Source organism: Vibrio parahaemolyticus (assembly GCF_900460535.1).
GTDB classification, from domain to species: Bacteria; Pseudomonadota; Gammaproteobacteria; order Enterobacterales; family Vibrionaceae; genus Vibrio; species Vibrio parahaemolyticus.
Genome location: NZ_UHIL01000002.1, coordinates 949992 through 970848, shown reverse-complemented (window position 1 = coordinate 970848; position 20857 = coordinate 949992). Strand labels below are relative to the sequence as shown.

General features: G+C 45.2%; 19 protein-coding genes. 8 read left to right on the top strand and 11 right to left on the bottom strand.

The genetic code is table 11. The features are described from left to right. Window positions 1-70: 70 nt before the first annotated feature. Genes DYB02_RS21385 through DYB02_RS21375 form a run of 3 tightly spaced genes read right to left on the bottom strand, consistent with a single transcriptional unit; the run spans window position 71 to window position 4603 of the window. Window positions 71-1447 carry an efflux transporter outer membrane subunit gene (locus DYB02_RS21385; protein ID WP_029805886.1) on the bottom strand — a complete coding sequence of 459 codons (1377 nt, stop codon included), beginning with the start codon at window positions 1445-1447 and terminating at the stop codon, window positions 71-73. 14 nt (window positions 1448-1461) lie between these two features. Next, the gene (locus DYB02_RS21380) at window positions 1462-3426 is read right to left on the bottom strand and encodes a MacB family efflux pump subunit (RefSeq protein ID WP_029805885.1); all 1965 of its coding nucleotides are present in this window, start codon (window positions 3424-3426) and stop codon (window positions 1462-1464) included. A 1-nt stretch (window position 3427) separates the two neighbouring features. Beyond that, window positions 3428-4603, bottom strand: a complete 1176-nt coding sequence (locus DYB02_RS21375) for an efflux RND transporter periplasmic adaptor subunit (RefSeq protein WP_025442480.1) — start codon at window positions 4601-4603, stop codon at window positions 3428-3430. A 772-nt stretch (window positions 4604-5375) separates the two neighbouring features. On the opposite strand from DYB02_RS21375, the gene DYB02_RS21370 reads away from it, so the two are divergent. From DYB02_RS21370 to DYB02_RS21355, 4 genes are all read left to right on the top strand, one after another. Beyond that, window positions 5376-6719 carry an OmpP1/FadL family transporter gene (locus tag DYB02_RS21370; protein WP_029805884.1) on the top strand — a complete coding sequence of 448 codons (1344 nt, stop codon included), beginning with the start codon at window positions 5376-5378 and terminating at the stop codon, window positions 6717-6719. A gap of 78 nt (window positions 6720-6797) precedes the next feature. Then, a complete protein-coding gene (locus DYB02_RS21365) occupies window positions 6798-7517 on the top strand; it encodes a carbonic anhydrase (RefSeq protein WP_020841751.1) in 720 nt (239 codons plus the stop codon). Between the two features lie 79 nt (window positions 7518-7596). Further along, complete coding sequence (locus tag DYB02_RS21360; RefSeq protein WP_005480925.1) at window positions 7597-8148, top strand: YtfJ family protein; 552 nt, start codon at window positions 7597-7599, stop codon at window positions 8146-8148. Between the two features lie 20 nt (window positions 8149-8168). Next, window positions 8169-8603 (top strand): DUF2541 family protein, encoded by a 435-nt coding sequence (locus DYB02_RS21355; protein ID WP_029805882.1) that lies wholly within the window; start codon window positions 8169-8171, stop codon window positions 8601-8603. A gap of 79 nt (window positions 8604-8682) precedes the next feature. Here DYB02_RS21355 and DYB02_RS21350 read toward each other — a convergent pair whose 3' ends face one another. Together DYB02_RS21350 and yjjG are read right to left on the bottom strand one after the other, a co-directional pair. Further along, window positions 8683-9222, bottom strand: coding sequence for an NUDIX domain-containing protein (locus DYB02_RS21350; protein WP_017635078.1), 540 nt, complete (start codon window positions 9220-9222; stop codon window positions 8683-8685). Between the two features lie 51 nt (window positions 9223-9273). Beyond that, window positions 9274-9948: a pyrimidine 5'-nucleotidase gene (yjjG, locus tag DYB02_RS21345; protein ID WP_005374109.1), complete on the bottom strand. Its 675-nt coding sequence runs from the start codon at window positions 9946-9948 to the stop codon at window positions 9274-9276. A 138-nt stretch (window positions 9949-10086) separates the two neighbouring features. On the opposite strand from yjjG, the gene DYB02_RS21340 reads away from it, so the two are divergent. The 4 genes from DYB02_RS21340 to DYB02_RS21325 all read left to right on the top strand — a co-directional run bounded on the left by DYB02_RS21340 (window position 10087) and on the right by DYB02_RS21325 (window position 12521). Then, a complete protein-coding gene (locus DYB02_RS21340; RefSeq protein WP_005384329.1) occupies window positions 10087-11010 on the top strand; it encodes a LysR family transcriptional regulator in 924 nt (307 codons plus the stop codon). A gap of 115 nt (window positions 11011-11125) precedes the next feature. After that, window positions 11126-11440 (top strand): hypothetical protein, encoded by a 315-nt coding sequence (locus DYB02_RS21335; RefSeq protein ID WP_005497913.1) that lies wholly within the window; start codon window positions 11126-11128, stop codon window positions 11438-11440. A gap of 47 nt (window positions 11441-11487) precedes the next feature. After that, on the top strand, window positions 11488-12174 hold the full coding sequence (locus DYB02_RS21330; protein WP_005497912.1) for a helix-turn-helix transcriptional regulator: 687 nt from the start codon (window positions 11488-11490) through the stop codon (window positions 12172-12174). Between the two features lie 164 nt (window positions 12175-12338). Then, the gene (locus DYB02_RS21325; RefSeq protein WP_005393690.1) at window positions 12339-12521 is read left to right on the top strand and encodes a hypothetical protein; all 183 of its coding nucleotides are present in this window, start codon (window positions 12339-12341) and stop codon (window positions 12519-12521) included. Between the two features lie 70 nt (window positions 12522-12591). Here the strand turns inward: DYB02_RS21325 and DYB02_RS21320 are convergent, their stop codons facing one another. The 6 genes from DYB02_RS21320 to DYB02_RS21295 form a co-directional block, all read right to left on the bottom strand. Next, window positions 12592-16710, bottom strand: coding sequence for a M66 family metalloprotease (locus DYB02_RS21320; RefSeq protein WP_029803469.1), 4119 nt, complete (start codon window positions 16708-16710; stop codon window positions 12592-12594). Between the two features lie 31 nt (window positions 16711-16741). Then, window positions 16742-17611 carry a hypothetical protein gene (locus tag DYB02_RS21315; RefSeq protein WP_017635076.1) on the bottom strand — a complete coding sequence of 290 codons (870 nt, stop codon included), beginning with the start codon at window positions 17609-17611 and terminating at the stop codon, window positions 16742-16744. Window positions 17612-18641: 1030 nt separating this feature from the next. Continuing rightward, window positions 18642-18875, bottom strand: coding sequence for a hypothetical protein (locus DYB02_RS21310; protein WP_005393681.1), 234 nt, complete (start codon window positions 18873-18875; stop codon window positions 18642-18644). An 87-nt stretch (window positions 18876-18962) separates the two neighbouring features. Next, window positions 18963-19517, bottom strand: a complete 555-nt coding sequence (locus DYB02_RS21305; protein ID WP_005459239.1) for a sugar O-acetyltransferase — start codon at window positions 19515-19517, stop codon at window positions 18963-18965. 123 nt (window positions 19518-19640) lie between these two features. After that, window positions 19641-20036 (bottom strand): OsmC family protein, encoded by a 396-nt coding sequence (locus DYB02_RS21300; protein WP_021821296.1) that lies wholly within the window; start codon window positions 20034-20036, stop codon window positions 19641-19643. Between the two features lie 103 nt (window positions 20037-20139). After that, window positions 20140-20706, bottom strand: coding sequence for a hypothetical protein (locus DYB02_RS21295; RefSeq protein ID WP_025623867.1), 567 nt, complete (start codon window positions 20704-20706; stop codon window positions 20140-20142). Window positions 20707-20857: the final 151 nt, after the last annotated feature.

The window sequence follows — 20857 nt, the reverse complement described above, 5'->3', positions numbered from 1 at the left end:
GGCCACGACACATCGTGGCCATTTTTATCGAAGGAACTTTGTGATCACAGCAGTCGCAACGCTAAACAAGTTACAGTGGCGCGACGTCGGTTCCTCCTAAAGACTGGTAAAGCGTAACCTGAGTGAGAAACTGGTTGTAGCGGTTTTCCAACAAAGAAGCTTGCGCGTTTCTGGTGTCTTCTTGTGCATTCAAATAGTCCATGATCGACGTCGAGCCATACTGATACCGCGCAGCATAAATGGACTCAGCGGCACTTGCGGCATCATACTGTTCTTGTAAACGCGCCGCCTGATACTTCAATTTCTCGCGTGCCGACAAGGCATTTTCGACATCTTGGAATGCGGCGTACAACACTTGGCGATAACTCACAATAGCCGATTGATAGTCTAAATCGGCAATGGCTTGGCTATTTTTCATCTCATTCCACTGCAAAAACGGTAGCGTCATATCCGCACCTAAGCTGCCAATCGGGTTGGAAAGCAGGTCTTTAAGCGCTTGTGACGATCCACCCAAAGCCCCTGTGAGCGTCAGCTTGGGCAAGTAGTCCAAATCTGCTGCGTCTTTATTTGCTAGCGCGGCTTTGACTTCGTAAATCGCTGCTTTAATGTCGGGTCTGCGGATCAATAAATCAGACGGAGCACCAACACTCAACGATGGCATATCGCCTTCAGGCAGCATTTGGATGTTTGCACTGATGCTCTTCGGCGGTTGATTGAACAAAATCGTAAAGGCGTTGTTTGCCTCAAGTAAACTCTGTTCAAACTCACTTTGCTGCGCTTGTAAGCTTGCCAACGTACGTTTGGCTTCAAGCACATCTAACTGATCCACAGCGCCAAGTTGGTACTGTTTTTCAATCAATTGTAGCGTTTGAGCTACGTCTTCCACATTACGCTGACTGAGGTTTAAACGCTGTTTCAGATAGCCGATTTGCCAATATAACGATGCCGTCGTTGCCACCAAACTTTGTGCGGTCGCCTCGCGATCTTGCTGACTTGCCATCGCCGTCCACTTGGCTTGGTCAACGTCTGCCGAGATTTTTCCCCACAAATCCAACTCGTAATTGACGGACAAGTTAGTGCTGTAGCTATCTGCCGATTCCCCGCTATCAAGAGATTTTTGAACTTGTCCTGATGTGGAAGAACTCAACGTAGGGAAAAGGTCATCTTGCGCTAAACCCAGCTGTAAACGCGCTTTCTTTAGCGTTAGCGTTGCCAGCGTCAAATCGTTGTTTTGAGCCAACACCTGAGTAATGTATTGATTAAGCGTTGGGTCGTTAAACGCCAACCACCAAGGATCCATACTGACATCACCCGCAACATGCATCTGTTGCCAATTTGCAGGCACTTGCACCTCAGGAGCTTGATAGTCACTACGCATAAGCGAACCACAACCTGACAACCACACTGCACTTAAGGCAGCCGCGACCAATCGAGTTTTGAATTTCATTGTGTTACTCATTTTTAGTCTCTCGCTAGCGCTTCTATCGGATCGAGTTTGGCTGCATTGCGAGCGGGTAAAAAGCCGAAAGCGATGCCAATCAACGTTGAGCAAATAAACGCCCAGATGATCGAGCTCATTGAGTAAATCATTTGGAAGCTGCTGCCAGATGTACTGAATGCAAAACCAATCAAAAACGCCAAGCCAATACCAGCAATGCCACCACACAAACACACTAGTACCGCTTCAATCAAAAACTGACGCAAAATATCCGCTTGCCGCGCACCCACAGCCATTCGCACACCGATCTCTTTCGTGCGCTCTGTCACCGACACCAACATGATGTTCATTACGCCAATTCCCCCGACAATTAGGGAGATCACCGCAATCGCTGAGATCAGTAACGTCATGGTGGCGGTGGTTTTCTCGATGCTCTGACGAATGGTGTCAGTGTTAATCGTGAAGAAATCTTCTGTACCGTGGCGCATTTTTAACAAGTTGATGATGCTCTGTTCTACCGCTGCGCTTGGGGCATTCTCATCAATCCGTACAGTAATACCGTTGAGGTAGCGTTGTCCCATCATTCGTCCCGACATGGTGGTGTATGGCACCCAAATTTTCAGTGCGTCGCTGTTACCAAACGCGTCTTCTTTTTTCTGCGTGACACCCACAATACGCACTGGCAATGAACCTAGAAAAATCACTTCACCAATCGGATTTCTATCCGCAAACATTTCCTTTCTAGTGTTGTCATCAATCACTGCTTCTTGGGCGAGCGAATTCACGCTCTCTTCATCCCAAAACTGACCTTTGGCGATCTCATAACCGCGCACACGAAAATAATCTTCCCCAACCCCTTCCACAGACGCGGTTGCATCCTGATTGGCGTAACGCACGGTTAAGCTGTTGGATAAAGACGGCGTGACACTGTCGACAAAAGGTAGACTCTCCAACGATTTAGCATCGTCGGCGGTTAGCGTTTTCACTCGTCCGGAGCGGCGGTCACCAAACCCTTTGCCCGGCCTGACATCAATGGTGTTTGTTCCCATGGATGAAATATTCGACAAAATTTGCTGTTGTGAACCATTACCTAGTGCCACCACGGAAACCACCGAGGCTATACCAATAATGATGCCGAGCATGGTCAAAAACGTGCGCATTCTGTGGCTAGACATCGCCAGCAGCGCCATTTTGAGCGCGTCAATAAAACTGTCCCACTTCCACCACTTACTGGCGGCTTGCGCTGGGCGATGAAAAGACGCGCTCGGTGTATTTGCTGCTTGCTCATTGATTACAACTTGTGCATTTGGCGTATCTGCAATGATTTCACCATCTTTGATTTCAATGATGCGATCCGCAAAGTTCGCCACGTTCATATCATGAGTCACTAAGATGATCGTATGCCCAAGTTGATGCAACTCTTTAAGCAGTGCCATCATCTCTTGCCCACTGTGACTGTCTAATGCGCCAGTGGGCTCATCAGCAAGAATCACCTCACCACCGTTCATCAGTGCACGAGCAACACTCACGCGCTGTTGCTGGCCACCACTCAGTTGGCTGGGCTTGTGAGTCAAACGATCTTCCAGCCCCAAGCGAGCCAATAACGACTGCGCTCGCTCCGTTCTTTGACGATGAGGAACTCCCGCGTAAACCGCAGGTACTTCCACGTTTGCCACCGCGGTTAAGTCCCCCAGCAAATGGTAACGCTGGAATATAAAGCCAAAATACTCGCGGCGCAGTTCCGCCAGTAGGTCGGATTCCAACGTCGAGACATCTTGCCCATTAATGAAGTATCGACCACTGGACGGTTTATCCAAGCAGCCGAGCACATTCATCAGCGTCGATTTACCTGATCCTGATGCACCCACGATCGCGACCATTTCACCGCGTTTTATCTCTAAATTAATGTGGTTCAACACGGTAAGCGACTCGTCGCCAGAGACAAATCGTCGAGTTACATCCTCAACTTTTAAAAGCACGTCACTCATCTTAGAACCTCATCGGAGGTCGACGACGATCACCTCGGCTTGATGATTCTCCATCCATAGCATTGCCAAGAACAACTTGGTCGCCCTCCTTCAAACCTGAGAGAATTTCTGCGTTCACTTTGTTGTTGATACCCACTGTCACGGGCTTTTGCACCACTTGGCCCTGTTCAAGCACTGGCACGGTATAGTTGCCTTTGCCGCCAGATTTTTGCAGCACTTGTGAAGGGACAATCAAGGTATTTTCCGATTGCTCAAGGACAATCGAAACTTGCGCAGTCATGCCGATGCGCAAAATACCTTGCGGGTTCTTCACATCAAATACAGCGTTGTAGTAAATGGCGTCGCTATCTGAAATGCTCAGATCGCTGTCATCGCCATCCATGATGGTTGGCCCCGGCTCAATGGCGCGCAATGTGCCTTTAAACTGCTGATTCGGTTTGCCTAAAATGGTGAACAGCGCCGTTTGGCCTGGGTGAACAAAAATCACATCGGCTTCCGAAATTTCGGCTTTCACCGTCATCGTCTCTAACTTGGCTAACTCGATAATCGTTGGCGTGGTTTGATTGGCGTTTACGGTTTGTCCTTCTTCCACCGCGGTGTAGACCACCGTGCCATCCATCGGTGCGTTGATAGTGGTGTAACCGAGATCTAACTGCGCATTGTCGACGTTGATTTTGGCTTTCTCGATTTCGGCATCCAGTTGCGCTAACTCGGCTTTGTAGATGGCGAGCGTCGCCTCGGCATTCTCGTAATCAGCTCGTGAGCTCGCTTTCGCTGCCAACATGCCTTTTTGGCGCACGTATTCATAGTTTGCTTGTTTAATCTGCGCTTGCTTAGCCTGGTACTGAGCGTTGAGACTATTAAGAGACGCCTGGGCTTCTTTGAGGCTGTTTTGCTGAGTCAGGCTGTCAATCTGTGCAATCAAGTCCCCCTGTTTGATCTCATCCCCTAAGTTCACAGCGAGGCGTTGAATTTGCCCAGATACTTGCGCACCTACATTCACCAATTTGGACGCTTGCAACATGCCGTTGGCTAATACCGCCTTTTCGATATTGCCTTTGCGAACGACTTCTGTCGCGTAAGGAGAAATGGGTTCTGGACGTTGCAGATAATGATAACCACCAGCACCAATAGCAAGTAGGCCACACAAAACGAGCCATTTTTTATTGAGTTTCATAGCAGGAGTGAAGTAAATAATCGTTTTGATTTTATACTGCTATTTTTCTTAGCCGTACAGGGTACGAGACGTAAAGATAGGTAAATTAACGTCAAGATACTGAAGGAATAACATCGCTAATGTGAAAAATCCGAGATATTATAGCTACTTCAAAACTTTATCATTCAATAAATATAACAAAGATCATTTTTAATATAGAAATTCAAGTTATAAGTATTATAAACAAAACTTTTAAATACCAACAAACCAGTAAAATCCAAAATTATTCAACATGCCATCCATTTAAATTTCATTATGACCATTTTTAATTATTGAATTTCAAGAGGAGTTAAGTGACAAGTTAAATAAAAAATACCCACATAACACAGGTAAGACCGAGAGGAGTGTGTCATGTGGGTTTAAAACGATAGTTCTCTTGCTGATTCGAACTACCAACGTTGGGATGCAATGGAAATACAAATGACTCAGAGTTTCCATCACGGACACTTTATCGCTGGATTTGCCTCTGTTTGTTAGGGAACAGTCAGCACAATAAAAATAGAGAAGTAATACCGCAAAAATAAAAATAGAGGCTCTGAGTTTAATTTACACGTAAAATAATCACCACATTCACGACATGAACCATTAATAAATTCATCAATAAATATTTATTAAGTTAAATTTATTTATTGTCAACATACTGTTAGTTTTACTCCTAAATATACTGGTCAGATTTGTTTATTTTACTGCTTTTCGTTGCAATACAACCTCTAATTAATTCATGAGAAAAAACATGCAGCGACAATTAACTCTTTCACCGATTTATTTATTAATCGGGTTAGCCTCATCGACGGCGTATGCCGGTGGTTTTCAAATTAACGAACATTCGGCGACGGGTCTTGGTCGTGCTTTTGCTGGTGATGCCGTCATTGGTGATAATGCGTCTGTAGTCAGCCGTAACGCCGCAGCGATGACGCTGTTTAAACAAAATGCCTTATCGTTCGGTGTCACTTACGTCAAACCTGACGTTACCGTTAAAAATGCGCAATATCATCGAGCTAACATTAATGCGGATGTCAATGTTGGTATGGGCGGTTTTCCTCCGTCCCCTCAAGTTGAAATTACCCCGTCCTTCTCTCAAACCGTGACCGACATTGATGACGTCGATGGCGTTGGTCAACCAGCCGTTGTACCCAATTTTTACTTTATTCACCCTATCAACGACGACTGGCATCTAGGCTTATCGGCATACTCCAACTTCGGAACCGACATGGAGTTTAAACCAAACTATGGCGCACCTGTTTTTGGCGGTGTCACCAGCGTAGCGAGTGTCAACCTTGGCGCAAGCTTGGCATACAAGGTGAACGACCGTTTTAGTATCGGTGGTGGTATTGATGTGATTTACGGCTCTGGTGAACTGTACCGCGATATGGACGTGGGTGTTTGCGTTGGTGGGAACATACTTGGAAACGAACTAGAACAACGTTGCGGAGCCTTAAAAGGCAACGCACTTGATGTGGAAGCTAGCGGCATTGGGCTTGGCGCGAACATTGGCATGATGTACGAGTTTAACGAACGTCATCGCTTAGGTTTAAGCTACAAGCACAGCCCTAACATCGATGCCAAGGGCGACATCCACTTTGCTGGCGAATCGTACGACTCACTTGCTATGCCACTACCGGATATTGCGGAGTTTTCCGGTTATCACCGCGTCTTACCTAAATTTGCCCTGCACTATTCTGTGCAGTGGATTGGTTGGTCAGCATTTGACAGCTTGAAAGCTGATGATCAGTTGCTAAAAGATTTTCAGTGGCAAGACTCCGCGCACTACTCCATCGGTGCGACTTGGTACGCCAATGAACGTTGGACACTTCGCACGGGTTACATGTTCGACAAAACACCTGTCGATGAGCTGACTTCGCTTTCTATCCCAGATTCGAACCGTCACTGGTTATCTGCAGGTGCCTCTTACCAATGGTCATCAGATACCACGGTTGACATCGGCATGACGTACTTGATTGGTGAAGATGTCAACGTAGAAGAGTACGCGTATGAAGGTGTTCCTGCACCTATGGTAACGGGCGTGACCCATTCAAATGCGTTCCTAATTGGTGCCCAACTCAGCCACCGTTTCTAATTTGTCAGGCAGTGATCAAACCTCTAGGTCATTGCCTTGTAACAACGCTTATCAAAGCGACCGAACAGAGACATTATTATGAACAAAACACTACTTGCTTTTTCCCTCTCACTTCTCACTCTAAGCGCGGCTCAGGCTTCGGAATGGGGCTATGGCAATGACAAACACGGGCCAGAACACTGGGGAGAAATCGCCAAAGACTGCGCAACCACGAAAAACCAAAGCCCAATCAACATCGACAACCCAGCCGATGCAAAACTGGAAGCACTGAACCTTTCGTACACTGGTCAGGTCATTGGTTTAACCAACAATGGTCATACGCTGCAAGCGCAAGTGAACGGACGTAACAGCTTCACCATCGATGGCGAGACGTTCGAACTGCAACAGTTCCATTTCCACACACCTTCAGAAAACCAAATCAAAGGCCGCCAATATCCACTTGAAGCGCACTTTGTACACGCCAACGCAGACGGCGAGTTGGCGGTAATTTCGGTGATGTTTGATGCTGGCGATCAAAACGCAGCGCTGTCTAAACTGATCAACGCAATCCCACAAGAGAATCAAACCACGTTCTTTAAAGATACGTTTGAGATTAACGACTTACTGCCAAAAACTGCAAACTACTATCGATTTAACGGCTCTTTAACCACACCACCATGTTCAGAAGGTGTGCGCTGGTTTGTGCTTAAAGACACTCAAACCTTATCCAAAGATCAAGCCGCGAAACTGATGGAAGTCATGGGACAAAACAATCGTCCGCTGCAACCGCTAAATGCGCGCGTTGTACTTTCTAACTAAACGCCACATCCGATAAGGGGCATCGTATTTGCCCCTTATTTTGATTCGCTCTAACCTCACTTCGTTACAGGAACCCCCAATGAAAACTCCATCTGTTCTGTCACTCTTACTCGCACTCGCCCCGACATTCGCCTTCTCTCATAACCTTTCTGTCGGTCAAACCACCCCTTCCGTCAGCATTGATACCTATGGCGAAATGACGCTGCAAGGAGACGATGTGGCTTATCAACCTTGGGCAACTCAGCAGATGTTAGGCAAAGTCCGTGTGATACAAGCCATTGCAGGTCGTAGTAAAGCCAAAGAGATGAACGCGCCGCTGATGTCAGCAATCACTGCCGCTCACTTTCCTGAAGATCAGTATCAGACCACAACCGTGATCAACCAAGAAGACGCCATTTGGGGAACCGGTACATTTGTTAAATCGTCGGCAGAGGACAGCAAAAAGACATTCTCTTGGTCTTCCATGGTGTTAGACAAAAATGGCGTATTAGCAACAACTTGGGATCTGCAGCAAGAAAGTTCTGCGATTATCGTACAAAATAAACAAGGCGAAATTTTATTCGTGAAAGAAGGGGCTTTAACTCAAGACGAAGTCACACACGTCATCGAACTGATTAAACAGAATATCTAAACCTAAGGTAAGGAAAAGCTATGAAACTGTTCAACACCATCGCACTCTGTCTTTTAGCGGCTATAGCCTCTTTCCAATCGGTTGCAGGAGACAACGATTGGGATAAGATTGCAGATAAGACCGTCAGTTTTAAATCGGAAACCGACACAGTCAATCCACTGTCCCCATTTGCTAACGCTCGTTTTAGCCACATCAAAATCAAATGTACGCAAGGTACGGTCGATCTGAAAAGCGTTAAAGTAATCATGAAAGATGGTCAGGAAAAGACGTTCGACAGTTTAGGTGTTCTGACTAAAGGCATGTCATCAAGAAGTTTAAGCCTACCAACAAAAGATAACGCGAAATTAGACAAGATCGAGTTGAACTATGAATCGGTTGGCAGCACAGCGCTGCAAGTCGCGGGGGTGACCAAAAAAGCGCAAGTGGAAATCTTAGGTAAGAAAATCGACGAGTAAGCGATGGCTCAACGAGCTCATCCAAACTAAAAACAGCGGCACTAGGCCGCTGTTTTCATTAAAAAATCATCATGGATAACTAAATGAATTTCTTCAGCTTCGCCAAACCATAAGCGGCGATGGTGACACAATCTTTGATCGTGCCGTCGATCATCATCTGTTCGAACTCCTCAACAGAAAAAGCGCGAGTGATCAAATCCTCTTCTTCACTGTCGAGTTGATTGCCCACGTCCGTTAAATCAGTGGCGAAGTAGACGTGACATGTCTGATTCAAAAAGCCGTATGCGATAAACTGCGCGCCGACATACGCCATGGCGCTCGCCTGCATGCCCGTTTCTTCACGCAGCTCGCCTTTGGCAAGCTCAAGATGATCCGCATCTGGATTTGATTCCCACGCCCCTTGTGGGATCTCCCAACAACGTTGACCTACGGTGTAACGGTACTGCTGAACCAAGTGAATCATCCCGTTATCGATAGCCAGAATCGCAGCACAATCAGGTTTGTCGACCACACCATAGATGCCCTCTGCGCCGCTCGGACGTAAAATTTTGTCCTCACGCACCGTCATCCACTTATTCTGGTAAACGACTTTGCTGTCTAGCTGTTTGATGTCTGACATGGTTATTCCTTGATTTTTCTGAGGGTTACTGCGGAATAATACCCGATTCAGTTACGCCACCAAAATGTTCTTTAGTTCACTCAAAGACTCAACGGTGTAATTTGGTGCGATACGCTCATCGACGCTTGCGCCTGTGGTATTTAACCAGCAAGTTTCAATACCAAAATTATTACCACCCAGAATATCGGAATGCAGGTTGTCACCCACCATCAGTACGCGCGTTTTGCATGGGTTGCCCATTTGCTGCATCGCGTATTCAAAAATACCTAAGTCCGGTTTTGCTACGCCCACTTGTTCAGAGATCACCACTTTATCGAAGTACTCAGTCATCCCTGTGCGCTCAAGGCGAATTGCTTGCAACTCTGTAAAACCGTTGGTGATGATGCCCATTTTAGCTTTGCCTTGCAGCGCTTCCATCAGCTCTTTTGCACCTGGCAACAAGCTGCAAATATCGGCCATTGCTTCTAAAAATGCGCTATTGAGATCTGCTGTTGTGGTATTCAGCTTCTCAGCCCACTCGGTAAAACGCTTATGTTTTAGCTCATCTGCCGTTACTTTGCCGTCTTGGTAATCCACCCAAAGCGGTTTGTTTACGGTTTGGTAATGAGCAAAATCTTGTTCAGTAAAATCTACGCCTTTGCGAGAAAACATAAGCTGCAAACCTTTGAAAGCATCAAAGTGGAATAAGGTTTCGTCAGCGTCAAACAGGATCCAATCGTACTTCATTTTCTTCTTCCCAAAATCAAGGTCGTAATACTGGTGCATAGTCTAGATTGTTTTCTTCTTGAAGATAATCTCTATAATTGGAAATTAATTGTATCCTTGTGCTCAACAATAAATGCTTCACGATAATAGGAGATTGATGTGAACGCGATTGCCTCCCTGCCCGTTTTTGTTGCTGTTGTCGAATGCGGCAGCTTTTCCCTTGCGGCCAAACAGCTGAATCTGACGAAATCGGCGATCAGTAAACGCATCAACCAACTAGAAGACGATTTGGGCATTCGTCTCCTTAATCGAACTACGCGTAAGCTGAGCCTGACCGAAGCAGGAGAACGTTATTTTGAGTACGCCTCTCAAGCGCTCAACCTAGCCCAGCAAGGCGTAGACGCGGTATCGGAACTGCAAGGCTCTCCACAAGGTCGGCTCAAAATTACCGTGCCGATGTCTTTCGGTGTGCTGCATATCGCGCCTTTGATCAGCGAGTTTCTCGCTCGTTACCCGAAAATTGAAGTGGATTTAAACCTCGAAGACAAAATGGTCGATTTGGTTAAAGACGGTTTTGATTTGGGGATCCGTATTGGTGAACTCACCTCTTCCAATCTAATCGCAAAACGTCTCGCCCCTTGTAAAAGTGTGCTTTGTGCCTCGCCAGATTACTTAGCGGAGTTTGGAACACCACAAAAACCAAGTGATTTAGTCAGTCACAACTGCCTGCGCTACTCCTATTTCCGTGGCGGCGTCGAATGGATGTTCATCAACAACGGCAGCGAATACAAGGTACTTCCAAAAGGAAACTTTATCGTCAATAACAGCGAAGCCATTCGCCAGTTGCTGTTAAGAGGTTCGGGCATTGCGCAACTGCCAACGTTTATTGCAGGAAGAGACTTTGCCGCAGGAAATCTAAAACCGGTGATGGAAGAGTATTCTCTACCAGAACACGCCATTTATGCGGTTTTTCCTGAGCGCAAGCACATGCCGTTGAAAGTAAGAGCCTTTATCGATTTTATCAGCGAAAAACTCGGCACAGATTTACCTTACTGGGATCGTTACAACAGCCCAGAAAAATAACCATATTGATGACAAGTGAGTGAGATTTCACTACTGACATGTTCTGACATTCCATCCGCGTAACCTTATTTGGAACTCAACAGGCAATCCGCCAAAACCAATAAGGAATCACAATATGGAAACCGTTATCGAAACTGTGCAATTTCGTCTAACCGCAGGCACAACAGAGCAAGACGTGATCGCCGCTGCCAAACAGTCACAAACGTTTGTGAAGAATCTGCCGGGCTTTTTGTACCGCTCACTCAGTCACGAAGCGACGGACGATGTGTGGACAGACATCATTTACTGGCGTTCAATGGACGATGCAAAACAGGCGGGAAAACAGATTAAGCAAGCCGTTGAATTTCAGCCTCTGTTATCAATGATTGACTGCGAAAGCTTCGAGCTTAAACATCACAACTTAAAAATGTGCAGTGAGCTAGAGAAGTAATCAGCCACACTACCACTAACAACCAGTAGGTCTAGATAAGGAACATCATGAGCAAATCAGAACGACTGTTTGAGCTACTGACGCTTTTGCGCGCAAAGCGTTACGCCGTGACAGCGAAAGAGCTCGCAGAAAGAATGGAAGTTAGCGAACGTACGATTTATCGCGATATTCAGTCGTTGCTCAGTTCTGGTGTTCCGATTCAAGGTGAAGCAGGTGTCGGCTACCTGTTGCAAGCTGGCTCTCATCTGCCGCCTTTGATGTTCTCAGAAAAAGAGATGATGGCGCTTGAACTGGGTATGCGGATGGTTCGAGCTTGGTCGGATGCCGAACTTGCCGAAGCGTCTCACTCTGCGTCCACCAAAATACTTTCGGTATTGCCAGATAAGCTCAAACAACAAGTGGAAGATTGTCCGCTGATTGTGCCCGATTATCACACCCAATCCGAGACTGCCAAACGAGGGCAGCTTCTGCGCCACGCGATTGATCATCAGTTTAAGGTCAGTTTGGATTACCAAGATGAAAGCGGACAAGTGACCGAAAGAAAAATCCAACCGTTAGGCCAGTTCTTTTGGGGCAAAGTCTGGACGCTGGTCGCCTGGTGCGAATTGCGCGATGACTACCGCCAGTTCCGCCTCGACCGTATCCAAGCACTGCGTATGCATGATGAAGAGTTTCAGAGTGCGGAAACCAAATCTCTCAAACATTATATTGCGCAGTATGAATCGAAAGATTGAGTGTTTTTCATCCCTTCATCACAAGGATTCTAAATTGCTCTGCTCAATGCGCGATATTTGGAAAGGCACATTTGGTTAAACTAATGTTTCATTTTTAACAGATGCGCAACCAACCTAAAATCGTTAACTTAAGTAGCACGTCAACCACACCGGAGCGTGAAGCTATGAAAGTATTGATTCAATACACCCAAGCAGGGAAATATCGAGATCAAGCGTGGGAGTCTTTAACTCTTCGATCTAAAGGTGATATGCAGGCCGTTACCCCTTCTTATGCTGCTCAACTTATCGAACAAAGCAAAGCGACACTTGTGATGACAGAAGACGGACAGATCATCTTTCACTCCTAAATTCCATCAATCCTATGACGAAAAAGGCCTGCATTGCTGCAGGCCTTTGTATGAGTGAATTAAGAGTTATTTACTGGAAACTCACTGCAGTTGGTAGGCGATCAAGCATCTTGTAGTAATCACCAGCCACAGCGCCGATATCACCACGCAAATACGCTTGAATCATATTGAGATCTTTCAGCCAAAGTTCTTTGTCAGCATCTGAAGACGCCATGTACCCTGCGTACACATTGTCGACCGCGAACATCATGTCTTCGGCGTGATCGTTGTAAATCAAAAGCATCGCATCTGTGTAAGCTTCGAACGCTTTCAGCTCATCGTGCGCTTTACCACCTTTATAGCTCAATGTGCCCGAAGTTGCATCGATGACCAAATCACCCGAAGTCACATTCGCTGTCGTAAAGTTGATGAAAGACTGGCTAAACGACAGCACACCTGCCGCGATATCCGCATCAATGGTTCGCTTCATTGCGTTGACCATTGGTGCATCCAGCAGCAATACAGGATCGTGGAACGCTGGGACAATCGCTGTTCGGAATGGCCCCCAAGCGCTATCGATGCTCTCTGCAACCTTGTTTAGTGTTGCAGGCTCATAGCTATCTAGGTACGTTTTTAGATCGTAACCTTTGGACGTCACCAGTTGATTTGCGTAGTCGTAAGCCAGCTTGTTTGCTTTTGTTGCCACAAACTTCTCGCCGTCGATAACAAACTCAACCTTGTCACCCGCAATAATACCGTAGCGGTCTTGCTGCTTCGTAAACGTATCAAACTGAGATTGACCACGAGTCTTCACTGTGTAGTCGTAAGACTTCATTTGGCGCACACCCATTCTCAAGATGACATCGCCAACACGTCCGCGGCCTTCTGCACCAATATCAAGGAATCTTGCAATACCACGAGGCATTGGTGGTAGGGACTCCATTTGCTCAGTGATGTGTAGGTTCACGGTAACACCTTTTAGATTGGTGTATTCCTTACCGTCTTTACCCACCAATTTAACTGGCGTATTTAACGCGTCATTTGCCACGATGTTGCCCATGATGTCTTCGTATTCAGCTTGCACCCCAGGGATATCAAGCAGCGATGCAAAGCTCACCTCATCGGTAAAACGGTTCGAGAATCGACGTGCTAAGAAGTGGCTCGCCAACGCTTTGTCTGGCCAGTTGCCCAACACAGACACCGCATTTGACCAAGGATAATCCGGGTCAAAGCTACCAATTGAGTTTAGGAAGCGTCCATTCGCAGTTTCCGCAACAGCTATATAGCCCTCATCTGAATCTTCGATAAAGCGTGCTGCCAAATCATCAAAACAGCTGGCTGTTGAAAGATCGTAATCAGCCGGAATTTGGTGTGAGTTGTTGTCTAACAGTTGACCAAAAGAAATCACTTTTTGGTTGCCTGCCGCATTTTCTATCACACATTGATGCTCTGGTGTGCGCAAGATATCAAGGAAGAACGCCGCGGATTTTTTCGCCCCATTCGCGTAATCACAGAACCATGAGTTATCGGCTTTGCCTTCGCTACAGTATTGAGGGTTTGAAGCAATGCGCAATAAGAAATCACCCGGCTTATCCGTTGACGAAGTGTAACCAAGATTGGTGTACAGGTTATCGATGCGCTCAAGATCTTCCATCTTGTCACGGATAGCGCTCATTTCCATATAACGGCGCACTAAGTAACCAGGATAATCGGACGAGAATAATCCCGTCGTCCCATATAACTCCAAGTTGCGTCGATCATAGCTATCGAGATAGTTCTGCCACTCGTAAGAAACAATTTCTTCTAGGTTTGTACCTTCGTCAAAACGGTTACAGTCGCTGTTTAGAGAAACGTTCCCATCGGTACAGAAATCGTAAGACTTACGCTCAATTTCATTCACTTTATCTAGGTAGTAAAGTGCGCCATAACGAGTTTTCGCATTCAGTTCTGGATCATCAGACAACGCAGCGGTATCGAATCGGCTGAAGTCACAGTTGTAGAGTGATTTGCCTTTCTCGTTCCCCGTTAGCGCCTTCACTTCAGAACACACCATCAGCGATGTGTTGTCTGGATTGTTGCCAAACTTGTATGCAAAGCTTTGTTGGTAGGCTTGCTGATCAGCGAGGTAACGAGCGTATGCTGCTTTGTCTTCATCACTCGCACTGTCTGCCGGTTTCGCAACAGGTGCAGGAGCTGAACCTGAAGAATCTTGAATCGTCTCGACTTTACGACCGTAGCCAAACTTAAACGCCGCAATATCGTACAGACCCCAAGTTGGCGTTTCATCCAACATGCTTGGTGCGTAGTCCATCGTCGAACTGTAAGCAGGAATGTTGTTCAAACCAAGTTGATGCGCTTGCTCTAGCGTGTAGTAGTTCGCTTTGTCATTTGAGCCTTTAAAGTTATGGCGCAGACCCATGTTATGACCAAGCTCGTGAACAAGCGTATTGCTGTAAGTCGCAACCGTAATCGCATCTGCGGCTTTCACTTGCAACTCTTTTGGCAGGTATTTCCAACGCTTAAGCTGACGCGATACTTCGTTACCTGCGTCATCAAGTTTGATCTCAAAGTAACGCGCGTCATCCAACTTCAAGTTGTCCAACATGGCCTTGTTGGTTGAAGAAACCCACGACGCTTCGATTGGATAGACGTTGTGCTCTGCCCAGAAAGACAAACGGTTCTCTTCAGCTTCAACCACCTTTTCAAACTCCATGTCATCATTGAAGTTTTTCATTAGCTGAGTTGGGCTCTTCGTCGCTGCTTTTCCAGAAACGATGTCTTCTTTTGAAACGAGCGGCGCATGAATGTTTTCATCCGATTTCAGGCTCGCCATCGCCGCCATTGTAGAAAGCGCTTCAATTCTATCCGCGACTTCTGTTTTCACAGATTCGCTGCTGGTTGGCAATGGATCTAAGCCATCTAAGTTCAGTTGATTACGATTATAGAAACGCGCCAAGTTATCCCAATAGAAAGGCACACCCGTTCTTGCAACGCCTGCGTATTGGTTCACGTGGCCTTTGATGATTTCCCCCGTCATCGGGTTAGAAACCGACGGGCCATAGCCAAGCAGACCGTTCGCTAGAGGCTCGTCAATCAGGTTAATCACGTTGTAACGCAGATCACCTGGGTGAATACCAGCCGCTTTGGTTTTGTTCACAATCTCGATTTCAGGCTTGCCTGTATCCGCCCCAAATACATTCAGCGCTTGGTTCATCTTGTCGATCGATTGCAGCGTTGCATCCAAGAACAACTTGTTCTTCTCTTCAAAGAAATTGTCGCTCAAGTAATATTTGATAGAGCCTTGATCTGGGTTGAAACGATTGAGGTAAACCACATCACGGTCGTATTTATTCGTGACTGGGTTAAGCTTTTTCGTCGACGTGGTGAAGAAACCAATGTCGTTCTCATCACCCACTGGGTACAAGATCGGTTGGTAACCTTCGGTTGCCACTTCACTTTCGTGCACTAACGAGTAGTAGAAACGAGATTTAAATGCGCCATCTACAAGCGCTTCATCCAAGCTCGCTTTCGTTGCAAAGTTAATGTAGTCGGAAATATTATCTAAATCGATACGGAACGTGCGCTCTAGTTCGAAATTGAGAAGACCGTTTTTAGGGTCAAAGTCCCACGAGATCAATCGTGGTGCGCCAATTTCATCAATGCCCTCGGTAATGCCATACAGATCTTCCATATTGAATTCTGCAATTTCGAGATCTTCAGGGCGAGGAGTGAAGTGGGTTTTCTTCTTGTAGTTTAGGCTTGCGTCTTCATTGGTTTCTTCTTTGTTGGTGCAATCACCATGCGCGTCTTCTTGACAGCGATACGCCGCAAAGTCACCCGGAATCGTCAGCACTTGCGCGAAGTTAACGCCGTCGTCGTCTGCGACAAATTTCTCTTCACCGCAGTAGTTATTAGCATCTTTGCTTAGATGCGCGTCTGGGTAGTTTTTATCGTAACTGCGAACTTCCAGACCTTCTTTGGTAAAACAAAGCTCAACGTAACGAGGTGAACCTTGCAAGAATGGGAATTGGTTCAGAGCAAAGCGTGGCGCGGCACCAGTCGTCGGAACGTAAAACCAACGACCGTCTTTAAGATCTTTTACTGCGACTTCTTTTGCATCTCTTTCGACATAGTCATACGCCTGATCATCTGCGCCACAGCCTGCAAGTGCGGCCGTTATTGCTGACACCAGAGTCAATTTTTTAAACATTATTTGGATATCCTTAATTGTTGTTATTTTCCTAGAAGGAGTAAGTCACTGTCGCGATGTAAGACGCTTTCTCTTGGTCCAACAAATCGATGTTGCCCAAGGTGCCTCGCTCTGCATCTTGATAGAAACCCGTTGATGACGCCGCGAGTAGCAATGACCAGCTTTCATCAAACTCGTATGTGCCGTACAACGCCCCTTCATACTGCCAACTGCTTCTGCGCGTACCTTGATAACTGATGCTGTTACCACCTAACGCCGTGATCCCCACTGCGAACGATTCCCACGACTTTTCTGCAACAGCAAACAACGAGTAAGTCCACTCAGTCAGCGAGCGTCCACCCATGGTTTTGTATTCGTGGAAATTTTTTCTCAGTCTTGGCGAAACCGAAAAATCGACGCTCCAAGCTGAAAAAGAGATCGGCACATCTAAACGAACCGCGGTGTGCAGTTCATCTTTACGAGATGTTTCTGAAGTTGGAATGGTGACCTGACCCGCAACGCCGATTTTCCCTGTATCTCCAAAGCGATATAGGTTCGTGTATTGCAAGCCCAACACCGAATCTGTCGCGTAGGTGCCGACTTCATCTTCTAGGGCACGATAGCCACCCGTAGAAAAATAGGCTTTTGTGTCGCTCGAAAAGGAATAAACGAGATCGCCTCCCCACGAGAAATTGCGGACAGAACGGTAGTCGTCTTTATCGTAAATGTTTGTATCGTAAGATAGGTAAACGGCCCCACTAAACTTACAAACAATACAGGACGTGTCTCCTTCATTTTGTGTAGATTCAGGCGTGCTGGTGCTATCAATTACACTCGTTTCCACCGCGAATGATGGCGCTGAAAACAGCGTACCCAACAACATTGCAAGCGGCGTCATCATCCACTTTGTTGTGTGCTGCATGTTTTGAAACTTCCATGAGAATTAAGTTCATTAGAATAAACTTAAAGACAAACAGATTATTAGGATGAAATTCCATAAAAATTCAGATAATCAACCCCAATAAACCTATCAACCATAAAATTACTCTTATGGTTAAATCCTTATTTAATTTTTTAATACTATTTATCTGAGTATTGTCGCGTTCTACGTTGCTTAAAAACGTACTTTAAAATGACTTTTTATAAATAAAGCCACGCACCACAACATTAAAGAAGCAGCAAAGCAACGCTATTAAAACAAAAGTTAAAAGACAATTATTATCAACAACTTAAAATCAACAAAAACAGTTAAAATGAATGAGTCAAAATGTATAAGTTAAAATACAATAAAATATAAGAACGTCATTCCGTTTAATTTTAGTCGTTATTGTATTGAGAAAGTTTAATTTTCAATTTCTAAAATTGGTGGGATACACACAAGAGAAATCATCAAAACCATCCGTTGTTAATAATGAATTTCGCATTTAAAACAAAAGATAGAAACAAGATCAAATTCATGTTTTCTAATATATCGATTCAACCTTTCACAAGTTTGAATAGAAAATCAAACCCTCAGTCAATCTAAAAACAACAAAACATTCACCAAGTGAATAATCAAAAGATAAGTCAAAACTAAATAGCACATACGGTCAGCATATTTGTGAATTACTATTCATTAATTATTTTTTCATAAATTAAACACTAATGTGACCAATTTCACACAATTGCACTGCGTACAACATAAAGTAAACGAAATTTAAGTGTTTACTGACTCAAAACGTGTCGATAAACAGAGGTTAAACATCGAGCTGAAACACGTATTTCCCACCAAAATTTATTTTACATAGCAGTGAGTTACCTGCATCCAAGCGGTTAAAATGCGTACTGATGTGACTCATTTTTGAGAGAGGAACATAAGAAGAGCAAAAGCACTAAAAGAGGATAATGCGATTTGAATAACCAGTGCTTCAAACCGCACTTATGAGCTTATGCAGAGAAAGAAAGACTATCAGTTACTGTTGAATGGTTTTATGACCACAGTTTTCGCAGATCAAGTGACGTTCAAATTCATCCATAGATGCAAGGAAGGCGCCGAACACTACACTTTTGAGAAAGCCAGCGATGAACTCTTTCTTGTTGCGATTTTTATCGCCTTCAAAGCCACTTTTTTTTCTAACTAACACCACGACATGATGCGTTTCTACCCCACATGTAGGGCACATGAGGACTTCTGTCTTGTTCGACATTTTAGACTCCTTGACGAATTATCCCTTTCTGATGGCATGATTCTCATACGCCTGTAAAGCGAGTCATCATGCCATCACTATCGATTCTTACTCTTCTTCGTTGAGACGACGAATCAACTTCGCTGGTGTGCCTCCGTATAGACAATCTGGCGGCACATCATGGTTAACGACTGAATTCGCCGCAATTACTGAGCGAGCACCTATCGTCACACCTTGGTTAATGACCGAATTTCCGCCAATCCACACATCATCTTCAATCGTGATGGGTTTACAAAACGTTTCCCAACGTCGGCGACTTCGGTAATCAACAGAATGAGAAGCGGTATACAATTGCACGCTCGGGCCAATGAGCACGTTGTTCCCGATGGTAATTTTGGCACCATCGAGCATGACCACGTTCATGTTGATAAAGGTTTCTTCGCCGATTTCGATGGTTTTACCGAATTCGCAATGGAAAGGGGCTTGAACAATGCAAAGACCCGCTTTGCCAAACAGCTGTTTTTGCAATTCGTCGCGCTTACTTTCGTCAGTGTTGTTATTGAAGGCGCGCAGGGCAAGAGTGGCTTGAGTTCGAATGGCGTCAATTTCTTTGTCCATGCCATCAAATACTTGGCCGGACATCATTTTTTCTAGTTCGGTCATTGGAAAATTCCTACTACTTCAGACCAAACACACAGTACGCGAATTGCACAAGAAAAAAAGAGAAAAGCCTGCACTTTTCTCTTTCCTATTTTGCTATTTTTTCATTCTGCGGAGGGTATCGATTTACACGATTTCCCAGCTGTGTGTCATTTCGACACCTTTGCCAAGCATTAGGCAAACCGAGCAGTATTTTTCTAGCGAGTCAGCCGCCACTTTTGCTACGACTTCTGGGTCAAGCTCATCACCTGACACTTCAAAGTGGATATTCACTTGCGTAAAGATACGCGGCGCGGTTTCACGACGCTCAGTGGTTAGCTTAGCGTTAACAGATACCACCTTTTGGCCTGCGCTTTTTAAACCATCCACAACATCCACAGAGCTACAACCACCAGCGGCCATTAGCACCATTTCCATTGGTGAGAAATAAGTACTGTCACCACTTGCCATTATAATCTCTTGATTTTTATCTGTTTTACCAACAAATTTTAAATCTTCAATCCACGTTACTTCTGCTTTCATAATACTTATTTCCTACTTTATGCAACAAAGCCACTCTATCGAGTGGCTTCTATCTATTTGCTCTTTACCGATGGTATTTAGTTTACCACTGTATTGGCTAAACCTACCGTTGAACCCATTTCTTCTTTGTTTCAGCAGATCGAACGATCTTATTACTTGATGAAAGAGCGTTGATAGCCTTTGTAAAAGCTTGTCGTGGTAAGCGTAGCTCTTTCTGCAATGCTTCATCTAAGGCTCTTGGCTTAGATAAAGCAGCGTACAATCGTTCTTCGGCATTGTCAGCCTTAGATTTTTTCTGCTCAACAGGCAAAGCGACAACTTTTGAGCTTTCTTTCGTCTGAACAGATTCCGATTTAACACTAAACCTATTGCATTGATACCGAAATGCGGAGATTAAATTTAAGTCACTGCTATGAAGCTCAAATACTACTTGCGAGAGTGCTTTAAGGTCATAGTGAGTCAGAAATCTCATTAGGTACGCAATAATACAAAAATCGGCTTGGTTAGCTCCTGATGGATAATCTGAGATGTGCTGATACATTTCTTTTTCACAAAATTGCTCTATGTTCTCTGACTTTGAAAAGACAAAAACTTTATCAGATACAGATGGAGCAATCTTCTCCACACCTTTCAGGCCTACATTCTCAGCATCTACCAGTATTATCTTCATTTTTTCCCCTACGCATCCATGTTGCATATGATTATAGACTTGTTTCCTATGTCGATGAAATCAAATAATTTAGAGACACAAATCCATAAGTGCCAAACCATCACAATTATATTTGACGCAGCTCATACTCTTTAGCTCTGTGCTTTCATGC